Source organism: Maribacter aestuarii (assembly GCF_027474845.2).
Classification (GTDB): domain Bacteria; phylum Bacteroidota; class Bacteroidia; order Flavobacteriales; family Flavobacteriaceae; genus Maribacter; species Maribacter aestuarii.
The window spans coordinates 3,799,842-3,822,679 of record NZ_CP107031.2; the positions used below are offsets into that span (position 1 = coordinate 3,799,842).

The following is a 22,838-nucleotide window of genomic DNA, read 5'->3' on the forward strand; positions in this document are numbered from 1 at the left end:
AAAGGAAACTATGCTTTTTAGTTCTGCGTTGGGGGTCCTTTCCTGTGCTGTGCAAAACATGGAGAAAAGCACAAAACATAGGGACACGGGGGATGTCCAGTTTTTCATTTTAGGTTCTTTTGGGGCAAAAATTATTATAATCGATGAAAGGCAACCTTTCTCCGACAAGATACAATTTGAAGCCGAAATTGCATTATGAATATTAGTCCATTCATCTTAATTAACATAATATTAACATTTGTAAAGGTTAAACAGAATTTCTTCGTTGTCATTTAATAATTAACTTTGAAAGAATTGCTAAAAAAAGAAAGATGCTACTGAAGAAAACCAATATTCGGGAGAAATTAAATGCCGAAAAGTTAAGGGATGCAAAACTACAGCAAAATACACTGGAGCAGGTCTATAGAATTTTGCTTACTGATAGTAAAAATCAGGAAAGAATTGAAAGTACGATTGCTGAGGGGAAAGTCGTTCCAACCAATGCATTTAATTTTGACCTGCTGGAAACCGATAGAATTTATCATATTAACGAGATAAAAAATATATGTATTGATTATCGACTAAGATTTTTGGAGTCAAAGTATTTTAAGGGTCAAATTCCCCAGGAAGCCATTTCCAAAATTAAATTATTAGAAAAAGAGCATAAAATTGAAGTTACTGGCTACAAGATAATTGCGCCGTCTAAACTTTTTAAATTGGAGGATAAAGATGATCCTTTATTATTTGCACCCATTGGCAACGAATATTTCTATTTGATACACCAATGGGGTAATGACCTACATCCTTTGAGAAAGTTATTAATGTGGCCTTTTAAAAACATTATCAACCTAACTTTTCTCGTTGTAGCCATAAGTTTTTTGGCAACACTTATGATTCCTTCCGGGTTATTCTCAAAATCCAATTCGGCCATGGAATTTTGGATACTTTTCTTTTTTATGTTTAAGTGTATCGCTTCGGTGGTTATTTTTTACGGTTTTGCCTTGGGCAAAAATTTCAACCCTGCAATTTGGAACAGTAAATATTTCAACGCGTAGTTTTTGAGTCGATTTACTCTACAAAAATAGCATAAGGAACTCCTCCCAAATCTATGTTATCCACAAAGGTAAGGTCTGGTGACGGCGTTATGCGCATTAACCCACCCTTACTTTGGGTTCCGGTTTTTTCGTAGCCTATAAGGATTAAATCGTTTTTGTCGTCATACTGGACCGATGTTGCCGAAGACACCTTAAATTCTACATTTAATTGACTGTCCGTCAGAAAGTTTTCGAAATAATACAATACTGCCGTATTGGTATCGAAATCGTAAACGGCGGGAATTGTTTCGGTTTCACCTTCCAAAGTTTTCAGTTGATAGTACATTTTACCTTCTAAGTCAAACGAAACAGTCTCGGAATCTATAAACTTTGGCTCAGTACCTTCTCCATACTGCGTATAGACTATCTCCAAAGTATTAGGGTTCAAGGTAGTATGAAGTGTAGGGTAACTAATTATTATGTCACCGTCCGGGTTTTTGAAAATTTTACTCGCATCAAATCCTAGGTTCATCTCATGGATAAGGGTGCCCGAAACAATTTCCATAACACTTATACCATTCTGGTCGGTAATGTCTTCGTCAAAAGTCAATATGAAGAGTCTGTTGCTCGTAGGTACCAGTCCAATGGGTCTTTTCACCATTTCCAAATCAACAAATACTTTGTTCTCGGATGCTAGGTTTACAGTTCTCACAAAATATTCCTTATCCTTTCCAACCACCTCAATTACATAGGATACAAAAAGTCGACTATCCGTATGGGATATAGCTGTTACGGTAATATCGCAGGAGCCTAAATCATTAAAAAGCTCAAATTCATCTTTGGTGTCGGTACTAAAATCGTAAATAAGCACTTCTCCAAGACAATTTCCGGTTTTGTGAAAGAGACTTAATTTAGAGTCCGTTCGATAGCTCAAATCAGGGTTTGCGAATCCAGGAAAATTACTTCCCTTAGGATTTGGTTTGAGGCCATCAGCATCCTCATTTAAAAAAGTTTGTGTAAGTGAGGAGGCACTTTGTAGCAAAATAGCATAATCGGCAGCGACAGGATTTTCACCCTCGTTGACCGGTTCTACTTGAGATTTACTGCAAGACAATAGTAATAAGGCCGACAGCATGCCGACTACGGAGGCGTAGGTTTTCATAATGTACAGATTTGGGTTAAACTATACTATACTGAAACAGCATACATTTTGCCCCGCTGCTCCTTTAATGTCTTATCGGACATATATTCGTCAAACGTAGAATAACGGTCAATATTGCCTTTAGGAGTCAGTTCTATTATCCTATTGGCCACGGTTTGTGCAAACTCATGGTCATGCGTAGTGAAAATTACCGTCCCCTTAAAGTTTTTGAGTGAATTATTAAAAGCCGTAATACTCTCTAAATCCAAGTGGTTTGTAGGTTCATCCAGCATTAGTACGTTGGCTCTTAACATCATCATTCTACTTAGTATGCATCGTACCTTTTCCCCTCCAGAAAGTACAGTACATTTTTTTAGGGCTTCTTCCCCGCTGAACAACATTTTACCTAAAAATCCTCTGATATATACCTCTTCTCTTTCTTCTTCTGTTTTTGCCCATTGTCTGAGCCAGTCCACAAGGTTAATATTTTCATTGAAGAAGTGTGAATTATCAGCCGGAAGATAGGATTGTATAGTTGTTACACCCCATTGGAACGAGCCTTTATCAGCCTTTCTATTGCCGTTTACAATTTCATAAAAGGCGGTCGTGGCTCGGGAATCTTTTGAGATTAGTGCCACTTTGTCTCCCTTGGCAAGATTAATATTTATATTTTCAAATAGCAGATCGCCATCCTCCGAAGATGCCGTAAGACCTTCAACATTCAAGATTTGGTCTCCGGCCTCTCTCTCCCTATCAAAAATAATTGCCGGATACCTTCTACTAGAAGGTTTAATATCATCGACCTTAAGCTTGGATAACATTTTCTTTCTTGAGGTGGCCTGTTTACTCTTGGCAACGTTAGCACTAAAACGCATGATGAATTCTTGTAATTCCTTCGCCTTTTCCTCCGCTTTCTTATTCTGTTGTGCGCGTTGTCTTGCGGCCAATTGACTGCTCTCGTACCAGAAGGTATAATTCCCGGAGTACAGATTTAGTTTACCAAAATCAATATCACCTATGTGGGTACATACAGTATCTAAAAAGTGCCTATCGTGAGAAACAACGATGACCGTGTTTTCATAATCCGCAAGAAAATTCTCCAACCAGCTTATAGTTTCGTAATCCAAATCATTGGTAGGCTCATCCATAATTAAAACATCCGGGGAACCGAACAATGCCTGTGCAAGTAGGACACGGACTTTTAATTTTGAATCCAGGTCGGACATTAGGGTATAGTGAAGCTCCTCGCCAATACCCAAATTAGATAGCAAGGCCGCTGCATCACTATCCGCATTCCAACCGTTCATTTCTTCAAACTGTACCTGTAACTCCCCTATCTTATCGGCATTCTCATCGCTATAATCTGCATAGAGCGCATCTATCTCCTTTTTTATCTTGTATAAAGGCTTATTACCTTTAACCACGGTTTCCAAAACGGTAAACTCATCCGCGGAATTATGGTTTTGCTCTAAGATGGACATGCGTTTACCCGGCTCCAGATGAACATGGCCTGACGTAGGGTCCATTTGTCCTGCAATTATCTTTAAAAAAGTGGATTTACCAGCACCGTTAGCCCCGATAATTCCATAACAGTTTCCTTGCGTAAAGGTCACATTGACCTCATCAAACAAAACTCTCTTACCAAACTGAACCGATAAATTGGATACGGATAACATATTACATTTTTTTAAAATCCGTGCAAAAATACAGAATTTAAATGCCTTACACCAACATTCTTAATGTATGTCCGCCTTATCATACCTTACATCTTAACAAGCTATTATTTAACGCGCTATTAACAGCATTGGCGCGGGGGGTTCATTAAATTTGAAATTGAATCATTGGTCAATTTGTGTATGGATAAATATCTATCCCTAATATTTTTACTTCTATGCATCAGCTGTTCCGACAGCGAAACAAATAACAATTCGGTTTACTTTGCCGGAGAAATCGTAAATGCAACCAACGAATATGTTGTATTGTATAAAGGTGGGAAAGCGTTAGATTCCACAAAATTAGACGGGAATAACAGATTTTCTTTCCAACTCGACTCCATTGAGGACGGCCTGTATCACTTTAATCATGAGCCAGAATATCAATATGTCTATCTAGAAAAAGGTGATAGCCTCCAATTACGTCTTAATACGGTTGACTTTGACGAATCACTAATTTTCTCTGGAACAAACGAAGGTGTCAATAATTTTCTTCTAGAACTTTTCTTAGCACAAGAAGAAGAAGAGAAGGATATGTACCGGACTTACTATGACTTAGAACCTGATGATTTTAAAGCACAAATAGAGACTTTAAAGGAAGAGAAGCTTAAAACATTGGATGAAGTACAAAGTGAAACTGGTCTTTCAGATCGGGCTTATGAAATTGCAAAGGCTAGTATTGATTACTCCTATTTTAGGCATATGGAAATCTACCCTTTTGAGCATAAAAGAAAATTACGTGAGAACGCGCTTCACAATCTGCCTAATGACTTTTATTCCTATAGAAAAAATATAAACTACAACAACGGACATCTAAATTACTTAAGGCCCTATTATGATTTTATGAAATCTCACTTCGGTAATATTTCGTATATGACCTGTGCTGAAAAATGCGGTATAAAAGGAAAGGCTGTGGGCAATCAGTTGCATTTCAACGAGCATAAACTTCATGTGATAGATAGCTTAGTGCAAGAAAGGGAATTAAGGGACAATCTATTTAGAAATGTCGCCTTCAATTATTTGTTGAAGGAACACAATCAGCCAAAAAATAATGAAATATTTATCCAAAAATTTCAAAAAGTCTCTGGAAACAACGTTCATATAAAGGAGATCGAAACGCTCTATAATGGTATTAGAAAAATTCAACCTACGGAAGAGGTTCCGAATATCGATGTCATTGGTTTTGATGGAGAAAGAATATCTCTTAGGGAAGTAGCCAAAAATAAAAAGGTAGTATTTTACTTTTGGTCATCTGCTGATAAAAACCATTATGAAAACATTTTTAAAAGAGTTACTGAATTATATAGTGCTGATGCAAGTTTAGAGTTTATTGGGATTAGCATGAAAACAGATGAAAAGAATTGGAAAGGAATTATTCAAAATCATGGATTGAATCCTTCTAAACAATATCGTGCTGAAAACTTTAAGAAATTGACGGAAACATTTATAATAGATAAAATGAATAAGTGCATAATAACGGAAGACGGTATAATCGTGGATGCATTTTCTAACATTTATAGCACCCTATAATCCATTATTTTATACTTGTTACATTCCACTGTGTTTAAGAAGTAACTTCTCATAAACCTTATCTGGTAAAATTCTCTTAAGTACTATCGAAAAGCGCTGAAGGAAGGATCCTACTTTATAATGCACTTTAGGGTTTTTGGTATGGATTATTTGCAATATCTTCTTAGCCACTTCTAAAGGATTACCGCCATTATCCACATCCTCGTCTATAGCGGAGAGCGTCCTCTTATAAACCTCCCTATATGGAGAGTTCGCCTGCACAGGTGAATGATAACGGCCTGAAGCAATATTGGTGGAAAAGTCACCCGGTGCGAGACATGTAAAATGAATCCCAAACGCTTTCGTCTCTAGTCTAAAACTCTCTGTTATAATTTCTAAAGCTCCTTTTGTAGCACAGTAAATACCTCTAAAAGGCAGTCCCATATATCCTGCTATGGAAGTTATGTTTATAATAAGACCATGGTTTTGCAAGCGCATTTGTGGCAATACTGCTTTGACTACATTGAGCGGTCCATTGAAATTAGTGTCAAATGCCTTCAGAATCTCAGTTTGGGGTGTTTCCTCCAACGGTCCGGTTATGCCTATGCCTGCGTTATTTACTACGACATCCAATCTACCTTCCTTTTCAATTAAAATGTCCACAGCAGCTTGTATGCTTTCCGGATTACGTACATCCATAGATAACAATTGAAAATGGGAAAAATCGTGATACTTTGCAAGGTTACGTGTGGTACCATATACCGTAAAGCCTTTGGATGTCAAAAACACACCTATGGCCTTTCCTATACCCGAGGAGCCGCCCGTTATCAATATAATTTCACGTTTCATCTAGTGTGCAAATTAACAAATAAAATAGGGATGAAGAACACCAGGTAACCGTAAAAAAACTTGATGAAAACCTAGTTAGAATTACCGTCTCCAGAATTTTGGGCACAAAAAAAGGCAAGCTACCTACATCGCACCGCTACAACCGTATACCCTTGCTGCGTTCCCGCCCTGGGGGATTCTACAGGAGCTGGTCGTGTAGGACTTGCCCGGCACAAATATACAATCTTTTAAATCTTTGCCAATCCTTTTTACTTTCTAAATTTTATGATTTAACTTGCCTATGCAACACATAAGACATTCAAGGAAACAATAGCCTAGTCATATAAAATACCCAATTGATAATTACTTGTTAATGAATAGTTTCAAGCAACTTAATTTAATATTCATCCTCTTTTTTTTAGTTTCCTGCGGAAGTGGTAATCAAAAAGCATCCTCACTTTTCGCAATAGATTTGGAAGGTAATCCAAGAAGTATCAACCAAAATGACATATTAGGGGTAGCCATTAAAAATTTGAAAGACAAGAAAATTGAAAAGGTCACCTATAGTATAGATGGTACTGAACTTGCATTGCGGGGAAACAAATTAAACTTCGCTATTTCCAAACTCGGAAATAGGATTTTGAAAGCAACAATCGTTTATGAAAATGATACGGTAGAAGTAACCAAAAAACTAAAGGTACTGGCAAAAGAAGCACCCGAGATTTATACCTATACCATTCTGAATGAATACCCCCATGATAATAATGCCTATACTCAAGGCTTGGAGTTTTATAAAGACACCTTATACGAAAGTACGGGACAAAAAGGAAGGTCCTTTTTAAGGAAATTAGATTACCAGACCGGAAAGGTTTGGGCCCAAGTAGATTTGGACAAGGCTTATTTTGGGGAGGGGATTACCATTCTAAACGATAAAATTTATCAATTGACTTGGCAAAGTGGTATTGGTTTTATTTACGATCAAAAAAATATGGCCAAGTTGGATAATTTCCAATACGGAAAAAGTAGAGAAGGTTGGGGATTGACCAATGATGGTGAAAAAATTTATAAAAGCGATGGAACTGAGAAAATTTGGATTTTGGACCCAGAGACGCTTATCGAAGAAAGTTATATTGAAACGGTTACAAATTCCTCTATTTTCAATAAGGCCAACGAGCTGGAATATGTTGATGGGAAGATTTATGCCAATGTCTATCAAAAACCCAGTGTTATGATAATTGACAGCAAATCCGGTGCTATTGAGGGCGTGGTTAACTTTAGCGGCCTGAGCGACAGGATCACCAAAGGCGCAGATTGGGATGCTAATAATGTCCTAAATGGCATTGCATACCATCCCGAAAGAAAAACTTTTTTTGTAACCGGAAAGGAATGGGATAAACTGTTCGAAGTAACCATACAAAAAAAATAATGTCCAGCCATTCAAAGGAAATTCTAGTATCGGAAAATGATTTGGACGATCTTGAACATGTGAATAATGTACGCTACGTTCAATGGATTCAGGATATTTCAAAAGAACATTGGCAAAAAGTTGCTCCCCCGGAAGTTCAAGAAGAAGTGGTCTGGGTTGTAATGTCGCATTACATCGAATATAAATCTTCGGCACTCAAAGGTGAGACAATACTTGTAAAAACCCATATCAAAGAAAGCAAAGGGGCTAGGTCAACAAGAATAGTAGAGATGTTTCACAGCATAACAAATAAGCTCATCTTACGTTCAACTACAGAGTGGTGCCTAGTAAATAAATACAGTCAAAAACCAATACGGATATCGGAGGAAATTACGATTTTGTTTTCCTGAACAAGTCCAAATCTAAAGAGAATTAAGGTGTTAAATAAGGCTATAGTTCTGGTTTTTCTGGCGGGATTTCTCATTTTGAGCATGTCTTGCCGCAAGGATTTTGACTATAGCTCCAGCCAAGGCGATTTAACCTTTTCTAAGGATACCGTATATCTGGATACCATTTTTAGCAACATAGGCAGTAGTACTTATTCTTTAACAGTGTATAACCGTTCCAAAGAGGACGTAATTATTCCTTCCATTCGTTTAGAGAAAGGAAATAAAAGCAACTACCGATTAAATGTTGATGGTTCAGCAGGCAAATCCTTTACCAATGTGCCCCTCTTTGCTCGGGATAGTCTATACATATATATAGAAATCACTATTGATATTGAGAATAACTCCGAAAATTCACTTTTATATACGGATGTCATTCAGTTTGACAGTGGAAGTAATCAACAGAACATTCCATTAGTAACCCTAGTAAAGGACGCAACTTTTCTTTATCCGGGAACCAATACCGATGGCACCAAAGAAACGATTACCCTAAGCACGGATGCGAACGGAAACGAGATTAAGGTGCAAGGCTTTGTCCTTGATGACGATCACCTCAATTTTTTAAATGACAAACCCTACGTTATATATGGCTATGCCGTGGTGCCAGAAGGTAAAGTGTTGGTAATAAATGCAGGGGTACGGGTTCACTTTCACCAAAACTCTGGAATCCTAATCCAAGACGGTGGTGTAATCAGCATAAACGGGGTGCTAAGTGAAGATGAAGAACTTTTGAATGGTGAGGTAATCTTTGAGGGAGACCGCTTAGAACCTCAATTTTCCGATATACCTGGACAGTGGGGTTCATTATGGATTGCCAAAGGAAGCCAAGGAAACACCATAAACCATTTGACTTTGAGAAATGCAAATATTGGTCTATTCGTAGAGGGTGATGATGTGCTTGATTCGCCCACCCTATATATTAAGAATAGCCAATTCTACAATAGTGCTACATATAACCTATTTGCAAATGGTGCTTCCATTGCGGCCGAAAACGTAGTTATTGGAAGTGCTGGGATATCTTCGCTACACTGCCAATTGGGTGGAAATTATACCTTTGTTCATAGTACGATTGCTAATTATTGGAACAAAGGTTTTAGAAATACGTCCACCATAGTAATTTCTAATTATAATCTTTTAAATCCGAATGAAGCCAGTGACTTAATAAAGGCAGATTTTAAAAATTGTATTATTGACGGAATAAACGATTTTGAACTTTCCCTACTTACAGATAATCAAAATGCATTTGAGTTCAACTTCATGAATTGTTTTCTCAAATTCTCAAGCACAGAAGGACAGCTTACCAATCCATTATTTGATTTTGAATCCAGTAACAACTACAGCAATCTAATTTTAAATGGTCAAACGGACTTTTTCAATCCTTATTTAGATGATTTCAGGATTGGTCTTGATTCTGACGTTGTAAATGCAGGTGATAGCAATGTGGCCTCCACCCTACCCTTGGACATTTTGGGGAAAGAAAGGAGCTCGAATGCCGATTTAGGAGCTTATCAAGCAGCATCCAAAGAATAATGTCATCAAATTATTAAATAGATTGAAAGATTTTTCTTTCAAATAGTCTGATTTACTGCATTTTATAACAAAAACCTCCATTTTTCTAAGGATTTCCTAGCTTAAGTTTTTAATACCTATTTGTAACTTGCTGTGGAACACTATTATTTTGGAATATTCTTACACCATCATTGACTCGGATGCTGTTTCCAATTTGCAATTGCGTGCATTTTTGGAAGAGTATGGCGACTTTGAGTGCGTTAGCCTCACAAAGTCCGCGTCGGATGGTATCAATACGATTCTAAAGTATTCTCCTGATATAGTTTTCATAAATCTTAACGAACATGCCGCCAGTCTTTTTCAAATGGTCATGGAGTTGCACCAGTATGTGAATCAACTTCCCATTATCATTGGTATTTCAAAATCAAAAGAGCACGCCTACGAAGCCATCAAGAATAACTTCTTTGATTATTGGCTACAGCCTTATAACGAGTTTGACATTCGCAAGTCCCTCTTAAAACTAAAACGTAAAGCGCCTAAAGAAAAAGCACCGGAGACTATCTGCCTTCAATCTTACAAAGATTTCCATTACTTAAACACAAGGGATATTCTATATCTAAAAGCGGATAATAACACCACAGAATTTATAATGAAAGACGGTACGGTCACCAATGCCTACAAGACTTTAAAAACGTTCGAGACCCGACTTCCTAAAAACTTTATTAGAATCCACCAGAGCTATATCGTCAATACGGATTACGTTTCTCGGATAAACTTTGGTAAATCCATTTGTGCCTTAAAAGATGCGCAAGAAACACTTCCCTTTTCAAAATCGTACCGTGAGAATATGGACAATTTAAAAAAAATCCTCTCCAAGAGCACTGTTTCCAGCCTAAATTAACAGATTCTCGCAGAAACCACTCATTTACTCATACATTTAAGTAATTCACTAAGTGTGAGCGCAATTACTTCCTACACCTGCAAAAGCTTATTACTTTGGTAGAGTAATAAAGAATTCCTCTAACTAAAAATAAATAAATTATGAAAAAAGCAGTAAGTATTTTCGCAGTAGCATTGATGACTTTAGGTCTAACCACTTTTGTAGTTGAAAACAGTGCAAACGAGTTTGATTTTATGCAAGATTTGAGCAGCATGCTCGCATGTGATGATTGTGATCAAAAGTCTGAGGATAGAGAAGAGAAAGACACGTTAAGTTAAACATCCATAATAATTATTTTATAGATAGCCTTGAACCTTTGGTTCAAGGCTTTTTTTATATCTTGTGATTAATGCTTGACCAAACCACCATGATTGGAATAACAACTTTTCAAAAAGGAATTATACTATTAGTCCTATTATTTTCTTTGCAAAGTAACGGGCAATACAAGGTGGACCGTTTTGAACTACTACTGGAAAAAAGTAAAGAACAATCTCTCTCTAAAAGCGAACGGCTAGATGCTCTTAAAGAAGCATCGCTAATAGCACAAGATGAAGTCCAAGATTCCTTGAAATTGAGATTTTTATCAAAATTATCCCTTGCTACCCTAAAAAGGGGAGATTCAATCCTATTCCGTCAGACCAACAACAAAACCCTTGAACTTGCCAAAAAAAATGGAGATTCAATCATTTTAGCAGAGGCCTATTGGGATTTAGCTACCTTTTTTAATAAGTCTAGTATTAAAGATAGTGCCTATTATAGTTATTCCGAAGCCCAAAAAATTTTTGAAGCTAAAAAAGATTTATTCTCCTCAGGTAGGATGTTCTATAACATGGGACAGCACCAAAGTGATGTGCGAGATTATATTGGCAGTGAAACGGCTTATATAGCGGCTATAGAACGACTCAAACCACTGAATAAATACAAACAATTGTATAAAAGTTATGATGGGTTGGGCATCGTGGCCAATGCCTTGGGTGAACAGGAAAGAGCTTTAAAATATTATAAAGAGGCACGTTTTTATCTCGAAAAAATGGGGAAGCCCAAACTGTTGATTACCAGCAATACTAATAATGTCGGAATCGTCAACAGGGACAACGGCAATTACCAAGAAGCGATTGAGAAGTTTAAAGAAGTGCTTTCTACCGATAGTCTTAAGCAAAAAGATGCCATACTTTATGCCAAGGCCCTGAACAATTTAGCACTTTGCAAAATAAGGGTGAATGATACCTCAGGAGTATTACAGCTTATCAATAACTCTATAAAACTTAAAGATAGTATTGGCAATATAAGCAGTTTGGCCAGTTCTTATTTTACCCTAGCGGAATATCGATTAATGCAAAGCGATACCATTAATAGCATCTCCAATGCGAAAAAAGCGGTCGCATTATCCAAAGAAAGCAGTAACAATGATCGTCTCTTAGAAACCTTGGCCTTTTTAGCTCAAATAGATGCAAAAAAAGCTTCCAGCTATGCACAGCACTATATAAGACTTAACGACAGTTTACAACAGGAAGAGCGACAGGCAAGAAATAAATTTGCACGAATCCGTTTTGAAACAGATGAATTCATTGCAGAAAACGAGGTGTTGGCGGAACAAAAAGAATTGTTGTCCAAAGAAAAAAGAATGTGGACGGGCATTGCCGTCGGGTTTTTCCTATTAGGTTTATCGGTATATGTGATCATAAACCAACGCGTCAAAAATCAAAAATTAGTTTTCCAGCAGCAACAGCAGGCCAACAACCAAGAAATATTCAATTTAATGCTGGCCCAAAAGCAAAAGGTAGATGAGGTTAAGCGGATGGAACAGAAGCGAATCTCAGAAGAACTACACGACGGTGTTCTAGGAAAAATGCTGGGAGCCCGCATGGTCCTGACAGGGCTCAACAAAAAATCCGATGCCGATGCTATAAAAGAGCGTTCCGAGGCTATAAACGCCCTAAAGAATGTAGAAAACGAAGTCCGTTCCATCTCTCACGAACTCAGTCATACGGCTTATCAAAAGTTAAGCAATTTTGTAAGTTCCATTGAAACGTTACTCACCACTGCAAAAGAAAATGTAGATTTAAATACCAGTTTTAGCTACGAAGAGGACGAGGATTGGGATAGCCTAAAGGGAGATATCAAAATTAACGTTTATCGAATCATTCAAGAAACGCTTCAAAATTCGATCAAACATTCAAATTGTGAAAATTTCTTTATTAATTTTGAGCGTGACGAAGATTTTTTTAATTTAATAATACGGGATGACGGAAAAGGATTTAAATCCAATAAGGAAAAGAAAGGTATAGGCATACGGAACATAACTTCCAGAGTATCAAAATTAAATGGTACATGGACTTTGGATACAGCACCCGGAAAAGGAACTCTGATTTCAATTAAAATACCTATTACCAGTAATCCCTCCGTAGAAGAAAGTAATAAAGGACATTTAGAAAGCGTTTAAAAGAGTACATAAATATTAGTTGATGAAGACGGTTAGGATTTTGGCGGTAGATGATCATGAAATGACCACGTTGGGGTACAAATATATTTTGGAAGATCAGGAATTTAGCGATATAACTGTTAAAGTAGATATTGCCAAGAGTTTTGATCAGGGTAAAGAGAAAATTGAATTTTCTGCCAAATCGCTGCGCTATGATATTATACTTTTAGATATTCAATTATTTCCATCCGAATCTAAGGACCCAAGAAGCGGTGTAGATTTAGGATTACTGGCTAGAGAAGTCGTTCCTAAATCCAAAATTGTATTCATGTCCTCTTTTAGTGATAACTACCGAATCAACAATATTTTTCAGACTGTTGACCCGGAAGGTTACATGGTTAAATCCGAGATTGATGAATTGTCCTTAAAGGCCATGGTAGAAACCGTTGTAAGGCAACCTCCCTACTACACCGCAGGAGCGCTGGCGGCAATTAGACGAAGAATGTCCAATGATATCATACTCGATAAACAAGACGAAAAAATATTATATCACCTCTATAAAGGAATTAATACCAGAGACATAGCTCCATTAATAGCATCTACCAATACCACAGTTGAGACACGTAAAAGACAATTAAAATCAATCTTCGGTGTTAAGAATGGTAATGATATGGCCCTGATTGAACAGGCCAAAAAGAGAGGTTTTTTGTAGTAGTTTTCTTAATAATATATTATTTATTATAAATAATTGATTATCAATAAGTTATGATTTTTATTGATATTTTATAATAATATCCTCCGAATTTCTAAGGTTTTCCTAGGCTCACAAATTAGAGTATAAAGTTATCTTTAATCGTTAAATGATAAAATTTATTCATTTATGCGATTAGATTTAGGCGGTTACAAGCTTACAGATTTAACCAAATTGGATTCGTCATCAGGAATTCTGGGACTGGATGAATTTCTAAAATCTCTCGAACGGGATTACTATTCTAATATACATATAAGAAAATACAGTTCAGTTGAAAACTCAACGAATATGGCCTTGGATATAATTTGTCCCGTAAGCCTTTTGGAGATTTTAGGGCATTACAATAAAGGCAGATGGGGCCAAGATTCTAAAGGAAATTCTGTGCTTCAAGAAAGTTTCAAAACTTTATGTCAACAAAATTCATCCAATAGCTTTGATATTGAAGAGTTAACCCTATTCTTTAAAGATACCAGCATTGTTGTAAAGCGGCTTTACGATCGCAGTATTCCGGAGCAATTGGATAATATAATTACTGAGATTGCAAGGCACTACGTATTTTTTACAAAAGGCTTAACGGAAAGACCTTACGAGATTTTTGTTCCAGTTTTTGAAGATACGTTACATAGTGAATCGCATAAAAAACCAATCACACAACTATCCCCTCAAACATACTTTGAATATTGGGGTGTTTATTTGGATTCAGAGGATGAGGCATTGATTTATGACCTCCGGAAAAATTCTTTCATTCCGGCCGATCTTGATTTGTATATGTTGGAAGACTAGGCTTTTACCAACATAGGATTAAAAATAGGTCTACCTCCCATCATTTTATTCACGGTTGTCTTCACTTCGGAAATAATAGCACTATCCTCTGGATGAAGCAAAACCTTATCCACCAGTGAAACGATTGTTTCCATATCACTTTCTACGAGGCCTCTCGTGGTAATGGCAGCGGTGCCAAATCGTATTCCAGAGGTTACAAAAGGTGATTTGTCATCAAAGGGCACCATATTTTTATTAGCGGTAATATCTGCCAAAACCAATACTTTTTCGGCATCCTTCCCAGAAATATTCTTGTTTCTAAGATCAATTAACATCATATGATTATCCGTGCCACCAGAAATTATCTTATAATCCCGAGCTACAAAAGCTTCAGCCATGGCATACGCATTTTTCTTTACTTGATGCATGTATTGGCCAAACTCTTCCGTAAGTGCTTCACCAAAGGCTATCGCCTTGGCGGCTATGATGTGCTCTAGGGGACCCCCTTGATTTCCTGGGAAAACCGCTAAATCTAACAAGGCGGACATTTTTCTCAAATTTCCGTTTTTCAACTTGATACCAAACGGGTTATCAAAATCCTTACCCATTAGTATAAGTCCTCCCCTTGGACCACGCAAGGTTTTATGCGTAGTGGTGGTTACGATATGGCAATGAGGAATAGGATCGTTTAAAAGCCCTTTAGCGATGAGACCAGAAGGATGCGAAATATCCGCAAGTAACAGTGCTCCTACACTATCAGCTATAGCTCTAAATTTCTTAAAGTCCATATCCCGTGAATAGGCGGAAGCTCCAGCAATAAGAAGCTTCGGTTTTTCCTTAGTTGCTATTTCTTGTATTTTATCATAATCAAGTCTACCGGTATTTTCGTCAACTCCATAGAACACAGGATTATATAATCTACCCGAAAAATTGACGGGAGACCCATGGGTTAAGTGACCTCCATGTGCCAAATCAAAACCGAGTATAGTATCCCCAGGCTGTAGACAGGCATGGTAGACCGATGCATTGGCCTGAGAACCCGAATGTGGTTGCACATTGGCATACTCAGCGCCAAATAACTCTTTAGCCCTATCAATTGCTAGTTGCTCAATTTTATCCACAACCTCGCAACCCCCATAATATCTCTTTCCAGGATATCCTTCTGCATATTTATTGGTCAAAACGGAACCGGCAGCCTCCATAACTTGTGGACTAGTGAAATTCTCCGACGCAATTAATTCGATTCCATTTATTTGCCGTTGCCTTTCTTCTTCAATTAGTTCAAAAACCCTAGAATCCCTTTCCATTTTGTATTGTATTTTATATAAGTTGTAAAAATACGAATAGCCTTCAATTCCAACTAAAAAAATTTTAATGTGGGGTAACTTTTTATCAAAGAAAAGTTAACAAATACTTCATTTAAACAGCGGTAATACTAAATCCAAAATAATTTTTGATAATCGTTTCGCAACCGATTTACACTATTCTTGAACCTTTAACGTTATCATCAAAACAATTTATGGCACGGCAATTGAAAAGTATACCTACAAACCATAAAAATCAAATCATGAGAAAATTTCTTCTTTATAGTGTATTAATCGTCTTATGCTCTTGTAGTGGAGTTAAGAAGACACAGGAAGCCCTAAATTCAGGTAATTACGAAGCGGCCATTAATAAGGCCATTATAAACATTGCCGAAAACAAGAACAAAAAAAGTAATCAGCCTTATATCGCATTGTTGGAAGAAGGATTCAAGAAAAATACAGAACGAGAGCTTCAGCAAATAAAATTTCTCAAAAAAGATGGCAATCCAGCGAACTACGAAGAAATATTTGAAGCCTACAGCAGATTAAAGTCCATTCAGCAAAGAATAAGACCTTTATTGCCACTACAAATTGTAGAGGAAGGTAGAAACGCTAGGTTCAATTTTAACAACTATGATGATGCTATCTTAAGCTCAAAAACAAAATTATCTGATTACTTGTACAGCAGGGCAGTAACCTTACTGAATCAAGCCATAAATAAGATGGACTACAGACAAGCATATAATGACTTAAAATATCTGGAGGACATAAATCCAAATTACAAGGATAGCAAACAACTTATGGAAGAGGCCTATCAACAAGGTTTGGACTATGTGGTTGTGGAAATGGTCAATAATACGGACAAGGTTATCCCAAAAAGATTAGAGGATGAGTTACTGAATCTTAATACTTACGGGCTTAACAATCTTTGGACGGAGTATCACACGAACAGAATGTCCAATTTGAACTATGATTACAAGATGCAAGTTTCTTTCCAAGACATTCTTATTTCTCCGGAACAAATAAGTGAAAAACAAATAAGCAAGGAAAGACAAATAAAGGATGGTTATAAATATGCCTTGGACAAGGAAGGTAACGTGGTTAGAGATAGTCTTGGAAATAGAATTAAGATTGATAACTTTAAAACTGTGAGGTGCGATTTCTATCAATTTACACAATTCAAAAGTGCTCAAGTAACCGGTGTTGTTAATTTCACGGACTTAAAGAAAAAGCAGCAAATTAATCAATACCCCTTGGCAAGTGAGTTCGTATTTGAGCATGTATACGCCAATTATGATGGAGATAAGCGTGCATTGGACAATGAACTAGTATCTTTACTACAATTAGCAAGAGTTCCATTTCCAACAAACGAGCAAATGGTATATGATGCGGGAGAGGACTTAAAAGGGAATTTAAAAACCATCCTGAACAGACAAACATTCAACTAATAAAAAGCTCCGGCAATCCGGGGCTTTTTCATATATATTGCTCCAAATCAATTTCCGATATCGCTCCATGTGAATCGTGTGCCACCACTACACCATTTTTAATAACCAGAAGTTGAGGTGATTGATGCATGACCTGAAACCTTTCCGCTATTTTATTCGATATTCCCCTGAAAGCGTGTAAATCTAAAAAATAAAAGTCCATTTGACCGGGTTCCAAATTATAAGAGGACGTAAACATATTCAGCACCATTCTACTAATTCCACAGGTCGTAGAATGTTTAAAGATTACTTGGGGCACACCTTTAGAGTTCGTCTTTATTTCATCTAGCTGCTCCATCGATTCCAACGGCACCCAAGGAACTTTTGGCAGTTCTTCTCTTTTGTTGTCTTCTTTATTCCCAAACAAACCTCCTAATATTCCCATGTCATTTTTTTTGATTAGGTCTCCCTTAATTACTAACCTTACATACTGACTTATTGTCCTCTACATCAAGTGTTTTACCGACATTATGTCGTGTGATTTTACTTGGTAGGATTGTTGCAATCCAATCCTCAAAATTAAGACACTTAATTAAAACATATATAAAATGAACTTTAATAATTTTACTATAAAATCCCAGGAGGCCATTCAACGGGCACAGCTCTTAGCCCAAGAAATGGGGCATCAACAAATAGAGAACGAGCATATTTTTAAAGCAATTACAGAGGTTGAAGAAAATGTAGTTCCCTTTATCCTTAAAAAATTAGGTATCAATTTTGGTATGCTACAGCAAATTCTGGATAAGGAAATGCAGACTTTTCCTAAAGTAGAGGGTGGAGATATTGTGCTTTCCCGAGAAGCCGGTAAAACGGTGAACGAAGCCACGATACTTGCCAAAAAAATGGGAGATGAATTTGTTTCCATTGAACATCTATTCTTGGCGATTTTTAAATCAAAAAGCAAAATTGCTCAAATCCTAAAGGACCAAGGAGCCAATGAAAAGGATTTACAAGCGGTCATAGCCGAATTGCGGAAGGGAAGCAACGTTACTTCACAAAGTGCAGAGGAAACTTATAATTCTTTGGAGAAGTATGCAAAAAACTTAAATAAACTTGCGGACAGTGGTAAGTTGGATCCGGTCATAGGTCGGGACGAAGAAATCCGTAGGGTACTTCAAATTTTATCTCGAAGGACCAAGAACAATCCAATTTTAGTGGGTGAACCCGGAGTGGGTAAGACCGCAATTGCAGAAGGTCTGGCCCACCGTATTATTCAAGGAGACATTCCGGAAAACTTAAAGGACAAAGTTCTTTATGCCTTAGATATGGGAGCTTTGATTGCCGGGGCAAAATATAAAGGAGAATTCGAAGAACGTTTAAAGGCCGTGATAAAAGAGGTCACAGATGCCCAAGGAGATATTATCCTTTTTATTGACGAGATACATACATTGGTAGGAGCCGGTGGCGGGCAAGGTGCTATGGATGCCGCCAATATCCTTAAACCTGCTTTGGCTAGAGGTGAACTTAGAGCCATTGGGGCAACCACATTGGATGAATATCAGAAATACTTTGAAAAAGACAAGGCACTAGAACGAAGATTTCAAAAAGTCGTTGTAGACCAACCAGATACCGAAAGTGCAATATCCATTTTAAGGGGAATAAAGGAGAAATACGAGGCCCATCATAAAGTCCGTATAAAGGACGAAGCAGTAATAGCGGCAGTGGAACTATCCCAACGGTACATTACAAATCGTTTCTTACCGGATAAGGCTATTGATTTAATGGACGAGGCAGCTTCCAAATTACGGATGGAAATCAACTCAAAGCCCGAAGAGCTTGATGTACTAGACAGAAAAATAATGCAGTTGGAAATTGAAATTGAGGCCATTAAGCGAGAAAATGATAAAGAAAAGCTGAAAGTGTTGAATATGGAGTTGGCCAATGTCAAAGAAGATAGGAACGAAATTTTCACGCAATGGGAAAGCGAAAAATCTGTAGTGGACAATATTCAAAAAACAAAACAGGATATTGAAAACTTCAAGGCCGATGCCGAGAGAGCCGAACGCAATGGTGATTATGGCCTAGTAGCGGAGATTAGATACGGGAAAATAAAGGAAGCCCAAGAGAATTTGACCACATTACAAGAGGAACTAGCAGCTCAGCAAGAAGGAGGGACTTTAATTAAAGAGGAGGTAACTAATGATGACATTGCAGAAGTCGTTGCCAAATGGACCGGAATACCAGTTACTAAAATGCTTCAAAGTGAGCGTGAAAAACTGTTGAAATTGGAAGATGTGCTACATGAAAGGGTCGTGGGACAGGAGGAAGCCATTAACGCCGTCTCTGATGCGATTAGAAGAAGTCGCGCAGGCCTTCAAGACCAGAAAAAACCTATTGGTTCGTTCCTTTTCTTAGGTACCACAGGTGTTGGTAAAACCGAGCTTGCCAAAACCTTGGCATCTTATTTGTTCGATGATGAGAGTGCCATGACTAGAATTGACATGAGCGAATACCAAGAGAGGCACTCCGTAAGTAGATTGGTAGGAGCTCCCCCAGGATATGTTGGTTATGATGAGGGTGGTCAGTTGACAGAAGCTGTTCGAAGAAGACCCTATTCAGTGGTGCTGTTGGACGAGATAGAGAAAGCGCATCCGGATACCTTTAATATACTTTTACAGGTATTGGATGAAGGTCGATTGACCGACAATAAGGGAAGAGTTGCGGATTTCAAGAATACAATTATTATCATGACCAGTAACATGGGAAGTGAAATCATTCAGGAGAAATTTGAAAATTCAAAAGATAACTTTAGTGCGGCCGAAGCTGCAAGGGTCGAGGTTCTAGGCTTGTTAAAGAAAATGATACGGCCTGAATTCCTGAATAGGATCGATGATATTATCATGTTCACTCCATTGAGCAAGGAAGACATTAGAAAAATTGTAAAACTACAATTGGAGCTATTGAAAAAGATGTTGAGTAAACAACAAATTGTTTTAGACGCAACCGATGAGGCCATAGACTTCTTGGCGAACAAGGGCTACGACCCACAATATGGTGCAAGGCCAGTAAAAAGAACGCTACAAAAGGAAGTGCTTAATAATATGTCCAAAGCGCTGTTAAGTGGGGAAATTAAAGCGGATAGTGTTGTGCTATTGGATTCTTTTGACAACACCTTGGTCTTTAGAAACCAAAATGACTTGGTGGTATAAGCAATCATCTTTAAAAGGTAAAAGCTCCCAAAATATTTGGGAGCTTTTTTTATGAACAATTTATACCATACAGTATAGATTTTTTATCTTCGCATAAAACCGCCATGCATGTCTACCAAAGCTGAAAGAACTACCGCCTATATCATAGAGACCGTTGCGCCTGTTTTTAATAAACATGGATATATTGGCACCAGCATGAGCGACCTCACGGAAGCTACCGGTCTTACCAAAGGTGCATTATACGGTAATTTTGAAAATAAGGAGGCATTAGCACTTTCTGCTTTTGAACATAACAGAAAGACGCTCTTGAATGGAATAGAAGAAAGGCTTGCTATTCCTGGTTCTGCTTTGGATAAAATTTTTAACCTTACCGAGTTTTACAAGAAATACGACATTTTTACTTTGGACATGGGAGGCTGCCCTATTTTAAACGTAGGTGTAGACGCACAGCACAACAATAGTTTGTTGGCGGCCGCTGTGAAGGAAACCATCAAAGAGATTGAAGGCAAGATTGCCTTGGCCTTGGAAACTGGCGTAAACAAGGAAGAGATAAGACTTCCAGTAACCCCGCTTCAATTTGCCAAACAACTGTTTACCATGATACAGGGAGCCATCACTATGGCCACGCTGACCAAGGATAGAAAATATTTGTTTAATACGATAGCTTATTTGGAGGTATTAATTAAAATTGAGCTCAAAAAGTAGTTTAGTTCCTTCAAACGCACTGAATACTTGCTGTATTCACTTGCTGCTAATCTCCACAATTATTTTCCAACTACCCTGAATATCCACGTCTTTTCCGGATACTTTCCTCCAAAGTTAGAATCTCGTGCTTTTCGTGCTTCTTGAATGGAATTATATCTTTCCAAATACACATAATTATACTTGTTCGAATCCCTAAAAAATGATTTCGGTTCAAGTCCCTTCTTACGGAGGTCGGTCATAAATGCATCAAAATAACGTTTGGTACCAAAAACATTGGCTATCAAGTAATAACCTGGCTCCAAGACCCCTTCTTTGGCTACCTCTTCATATTTTTCTCCTGCCTGTGGTTTCACAACTTCATTCTGTTGCGCCAACCTCTCTAACTCAGCCTTCTTTTTGGCAATTTCTTCTTGAGCCAATTGCGCTGAGGTAATTGAATCTTGAACACGTTTTTGTTCCATGGCAATTGCTTCTTCTTTTGCCTTTGCTGCCAGGGCTAAGGAATCTTGTATTCTTTTTTGGTCTAGAGCTCTTGCTTCTGCCAAAGCTTCTTGCTCCTGTACTTTTTGAATAGAGTCCGCTTTTCTTCTTAAATCCCTTCTGCTTTCCTTTACAGCAATTTCAGAAGCTTTATTAACCTCCTGAATGGAGTCTTTGATTCGTTTTGCATTCTCTTTTGCCAAACGTTCGTTCTCTTTGGAGATTTCCTTGTTGGCCACTTCTTCAGTCTTTGCCAATTCCTCTTTTAATTTTTCTTCTTCCCTGCTCTTTTCTTCTGCTATCAACTGTTCTTGCTCTTCTTCTTTTGAAACTTCCGGGCTGCCAAGCTTATAGGCTGTCACAAGTTCAAATGAAGGGTCTTGACCATCAAGTTCGGAACTTATCCCAAATTCAACCAAGGCCCCGATAGATACTCGTTTGAAAAATCGTCCACCGAAACCCGCAGAAATCCCATAAAAATTGTTGTACCCCCCTTGTGCCCAAAATTTACTGGTGGACAATAACGCGTTTAAGCCGGCTTGCGTATCCAAACCAGGTATGGTCCTAATGTAAACAGCAGGTCTAAAAACTGAATTTCCCTCTAAATTACCTATGCGTACAGGAAAGTCATAACTAGCAAGTGCAAACAAAGAGGTTCCGGATATACTCGTGTTACGCTCATTCGTGCTGAAGTTATAGTCAATTAAGTTCTCGGAGGCAAGACCTAGACTAAACTTATCAATCTTCAGATTAATCCCTGGGGCCACCTGTAAAACAAAATCGTTCGTAATGGATGTCTGGATTGGGTTTGGTTGAAAAAAACGCTGATCCGCCAACTTTTGTTGGTAGCCAAATACATTTATGCCTACGCCAAGACGCACCAAAGGCATCAATTCAAATTCATAACCATAATTCAATGCTCCGCCGGTGTTAATGAAAATACCTGTATTATGTTGAAAAAAACCAATGCTAGCGGCTGAAGATTCATTGATATCCCTAGAATAACTTAAAAAAAGGGACGTAGGATCAGCATCCAGAATTTGCCACTGCCATCTTGCCCAAAAGGCTACGGATGAGGCATTGTTTCGATCGAAGACGTAGGCGGGATTTAATAAGCTGGAATTATACTCAGTTAGATTGTGCTGCCGAAAATCAGCAGGCAGGACAGGTTCTTGTGCTTTTACACCAAAAATTACAAAAACAATAAGAAGTGTCCCACATAAAAATTTCATATGCAAAAAAACAAAAAATAGACTATGTTTCGTATTAATTTCC

General features: G+C 37.7%; 20 protein-coding genes and 1 other RNA gene. 14 read left to right on the plus strand and 7 right to left on the minus strand.

The genetic code is table 11. The annotated features are described in order from the left end of the window. Window positions 1-10 precede the first annotated feature (10 nt). On the plus strand, window positions 11-199 hold the full coding sequence (locus N8A89_RS17340; protein WP_281540334.1) for a hypothetical protein: 189 nt from the start codon (window positions 11-13) through the stop codon (window positions 197-199). Window positions 200-311: 112 nt separating this feature from the next. Continuing rightward, window positions 312-1,034 (plus strand): hypothetical protein, encoded by a 723-nt coding sequence (locus tag N8A89_RS17345; RefSeq protein ID WP_281540335.1) that lies wholly within the window; start codon window positions 312-314, stop codon window positions 1,032-1,034. Between the two features lie 13 nt (window positions 1,035-1,047). Here the strand turns inward: N8A89_RS17345 and N8A89_RS17350 are convergent, their stop codons facing one another. Then, complete coding sequence (locus N8A89_RS17350) at window positions 1,048-2,175, minus strand: hypothetical protein (RefSeq protein WP_281540336.1); 1,128 nt, start codon at window positions 2,173-2,175, stop codon at window positions 1,048-1,050. Between the two features lie 26 nt (window positions 2,176-2,201). Next, window positions 2,202-3,830, minus strand: coding sequence for an ABC-F family ATP-binding cassette domain-containing protein (locus N8A89_RS17355; RefSeq protein WP_281540337.1), 1,629 nt, complete (start codon window positions 3,828-3,830; stop codon window positions 2,202-2,204). A gap of 180 nt (window positions 3,831-4,010) precedes the next feature. Between N8A89_RS17355 and N8A89_RS17360 the strand changes: the two genes are divergently transcribed. Continuing rightward, window positions 4,011-5,396, plus strand: coding sequence for a peroxiredoxin family protein (locus N8A89_RS17360; RefSeq protein WP_289644673.1), 1,386 nt, complete (start codon window positions 4,011-4,013; stop codon window positions 5,394-5,396). Window positions 5,397-5,414: 18 nt separating this feature from the next. Here the strand turns inward: N8A89_RS17360 and N8A89_RS17365 are convergent, their stop codons facing one another. Further along, window positions 5,415-6,224 carry an SDR family oxidoreductase gene (locus N8A89_RS17365; protein WP_281540339.1) on the minus strand — a complete coding sequence of 270 codons (810 nt, stop codon included), beginning with the start codon at window positions 6,222-6,224 and terminating at the stop codon, window positions 5,415-5,417. 109 nt (window positions 6,225-6,333) lie between these two features. Further along, an RNA gene (gene ffs / locus N8A89_RS17370) (signal recognition particle sRNA small type) lies at window positions 6,334-6,432 on the minus strand. A 144-nt stretch (window positions 6,433-6,576) separates the two neighbouring features. Between ffs and N8A89_RS17375 the strand changes: the two genes are divergently transcribed. The 8 genes from N8A89_RS17375 (at window position 6,577) to N8A89_RS17410 (ending at window position 14,459) form a co-directional block, all read left to right on the plus strand. After that, window positions 6,577-7,629 carry a glutaminyl-peptide cyclotransferase gene (locus N8A89_RS17375; RefSeq protein ID WP_289644674.1) on the plus strand — a complete coding sequence of 351 codons (1,053 nt, stop codon included), beginning with the start codon at window positions 6,577-6,579 and terminating at the stop codon, window positions 7,627-7,629. After that, window positions 7,629-8,018 carry an acyl-CoA thioesterase gene (locus tag N8A89_RS17380; RefSeq protein WP_281540340.1) on the plus strand — a complete coding sequence of 130 codons (390 nt, stop codon included), beginning with the start codon at window positions 7,629-7,631 and terminating at the stop codon, window positions 8,016-8,018. Before N8A89_RS17375 ends, N8A89_RS17380 begins: the two co-directional genes overlap by 1 nt. 27 nt (window positions 8,019-8,045) lie before the next feature. Further along, window positions 8,046-9,584 (plus strand): hypothetical protein, encoded by a 1,539-nt coding sequence (locus N8A89_RS17385; RefSeq protein ID WP_281540341.1) that lies wholly within the window; start codon window positions 8,046-8,048, stop codon window positions 9,582-9,584. A gap of 148 nt (window positions 9,585-9,732) precedes the next feature. Continuing rightward, on the plus strand, window positions 9,733-10,464 hold the full coding sequence (locus N8A89_RS17390; protein WP_289644675.1) for a LytR/AlgR family response regulator transcription factor: 732 nt from the start codon (window positions 9,733-9,735) through the stop codon (window positions 10,462-10,464). 140 nt (window positions 10,465-10,604) lie between these two features. Beyond that, the gene (locus N8A89_RS17395; RefSeq protein WP_281540343.1) at window positions 10,605-10,781 is read left to right on the plus strand and encodes a hypothetical protein; all 177 of its coding nucleotides are present in this window, start codon (window positions 10,605-10,607) and stop codon (window positions 10,779-10,781) included. Window positions 10,782-10,870: 89 nt separating this feature from the next. Continuing rightward, on the plus strand, window positions 10,871-12,946 hold the full coding sequence (locus N8A89_RS17400) for a tetratricopeptide repeat-containing sensor histidine kinase (protein WP_289644678.1): 2,076 nt from the start codon (window positions 10,871-10,873) through the stop codon (window positions 12,944-12,946). Window positions 12,947-12,968: 22 nt separating this feature from the next. Beyond that, window positions 12,969-13,637, plus strand: a complete 669-nt coding sequence (locus N8A89_RS17405) for a response regulator (protein WP_281540347.1) — start codon at window positions 12,969-12,971, stop codon at window positions 13,635-13,637. 168 nt (window positions 13,638-13,805) lie between these two features. After that, window positions 13,806-14,459 carry a hypothetical protein gene (locus N8A89_RS17410; protein WP_281540348.1) on the plus strand — a complete coding sequence of 218 codons (654 nt, stop codon included), beginning with the start codon at window positions 13,806-13,808 and terminating at the stop codon, window positions 14,457-14,459. On the opposite strand, the gene glyA is transcribed toward N8A89_RS17410, so the two are convergent. Then, window positions 14,456-15,745, minus strand: a complete 1,290-nt coding sequence (gene glyA / locus N8A89_RS17415) for a serine hydroxymethyltransferase (RefSeq protein WP_281540349.1) — start codon at window positions 15,743-15,745, stop codon at window positions 14,456-14,458. The genes N8A89_RS17410 and glyA overlap by 4 nt on opposite strands. A 260-nt stretch (window positions 15,746-16,005) precedes the next feature. Here glyA and N8A89_RS17420 point away from each other — a divergent pair, with 260 nt between their 5' ends. Next, entirely contained in the window at window positions 16,006-17,190 is a 1,185-nt protein-coding gene (locus N8A89_RS17420) for a hypothetical protein (protein ID WP_281540350.1), read from the plus strand. Between the two features lie 28 nt (window positions 17,191-17,218). On the opposite strand, the gene ytxJ is transcribed toward N8A89_RS17420, so the two are convergent. Next, a complete protein-coding gene (ytxJ, locus tag N8A89_RS17425) occupies window positions 17,219-17,614 on the minus strand; it encodes a bacillithiol system redox-active protein YtxJ (protein ID WP_281540351.1) in 396 nt (131 codons plus the stop codon). Window positions 17,615-17,777: 163 nt separating this feature from the next. Here ytxJ and clpB point away from each other — a divergent pair, with 163 nt between their 5' ends. Together clpB and N8A89_RS17435 are read left to right on the plus strand one after the other, a co-directional pair. Further along, window positions 17,778-20,378, plus strand: a complete 2,601-nt coding sequence (gene clpB / locus N8A89_RS17430; RefSeq protein WP_281540352.1) for an ATP-dependent chaperone ClpB — start codon at window positions 17,778-17,780, stop codon at window positions 20,376-20,378. A 108-nt stretch (window positions 20,379-20,486) separates the two neighbouring features. Next, entirely contained in the window at window positions 20,487-21,083 is a 597-nt protein-coding gene (locus N8A89_RS17435; protein ID WP_281540353.1) for a TetR/AcrR family transcriptional regulator, read from the plus strand. Window positions 21,084-21,142: 59 nt separating this feature from the next. Here the strand turns inward: N8A89_RS17435 and N8A89_RS17440 are convergent, their stop codons facing one another. Continuing rightward, window positions 21,143-22,795, minus strand: a complete 1,653-nt coding sequence (locus N8A89_RS17440; protein WP_289644684.1) for a PorP/SprF family type IX secretion system membrane protein — start codon at window positions 22,793-22,795, stop codon at window positions 21,143-21,145. Window positions 22,796-22,838: the final 43 nt, after the last annotated feature.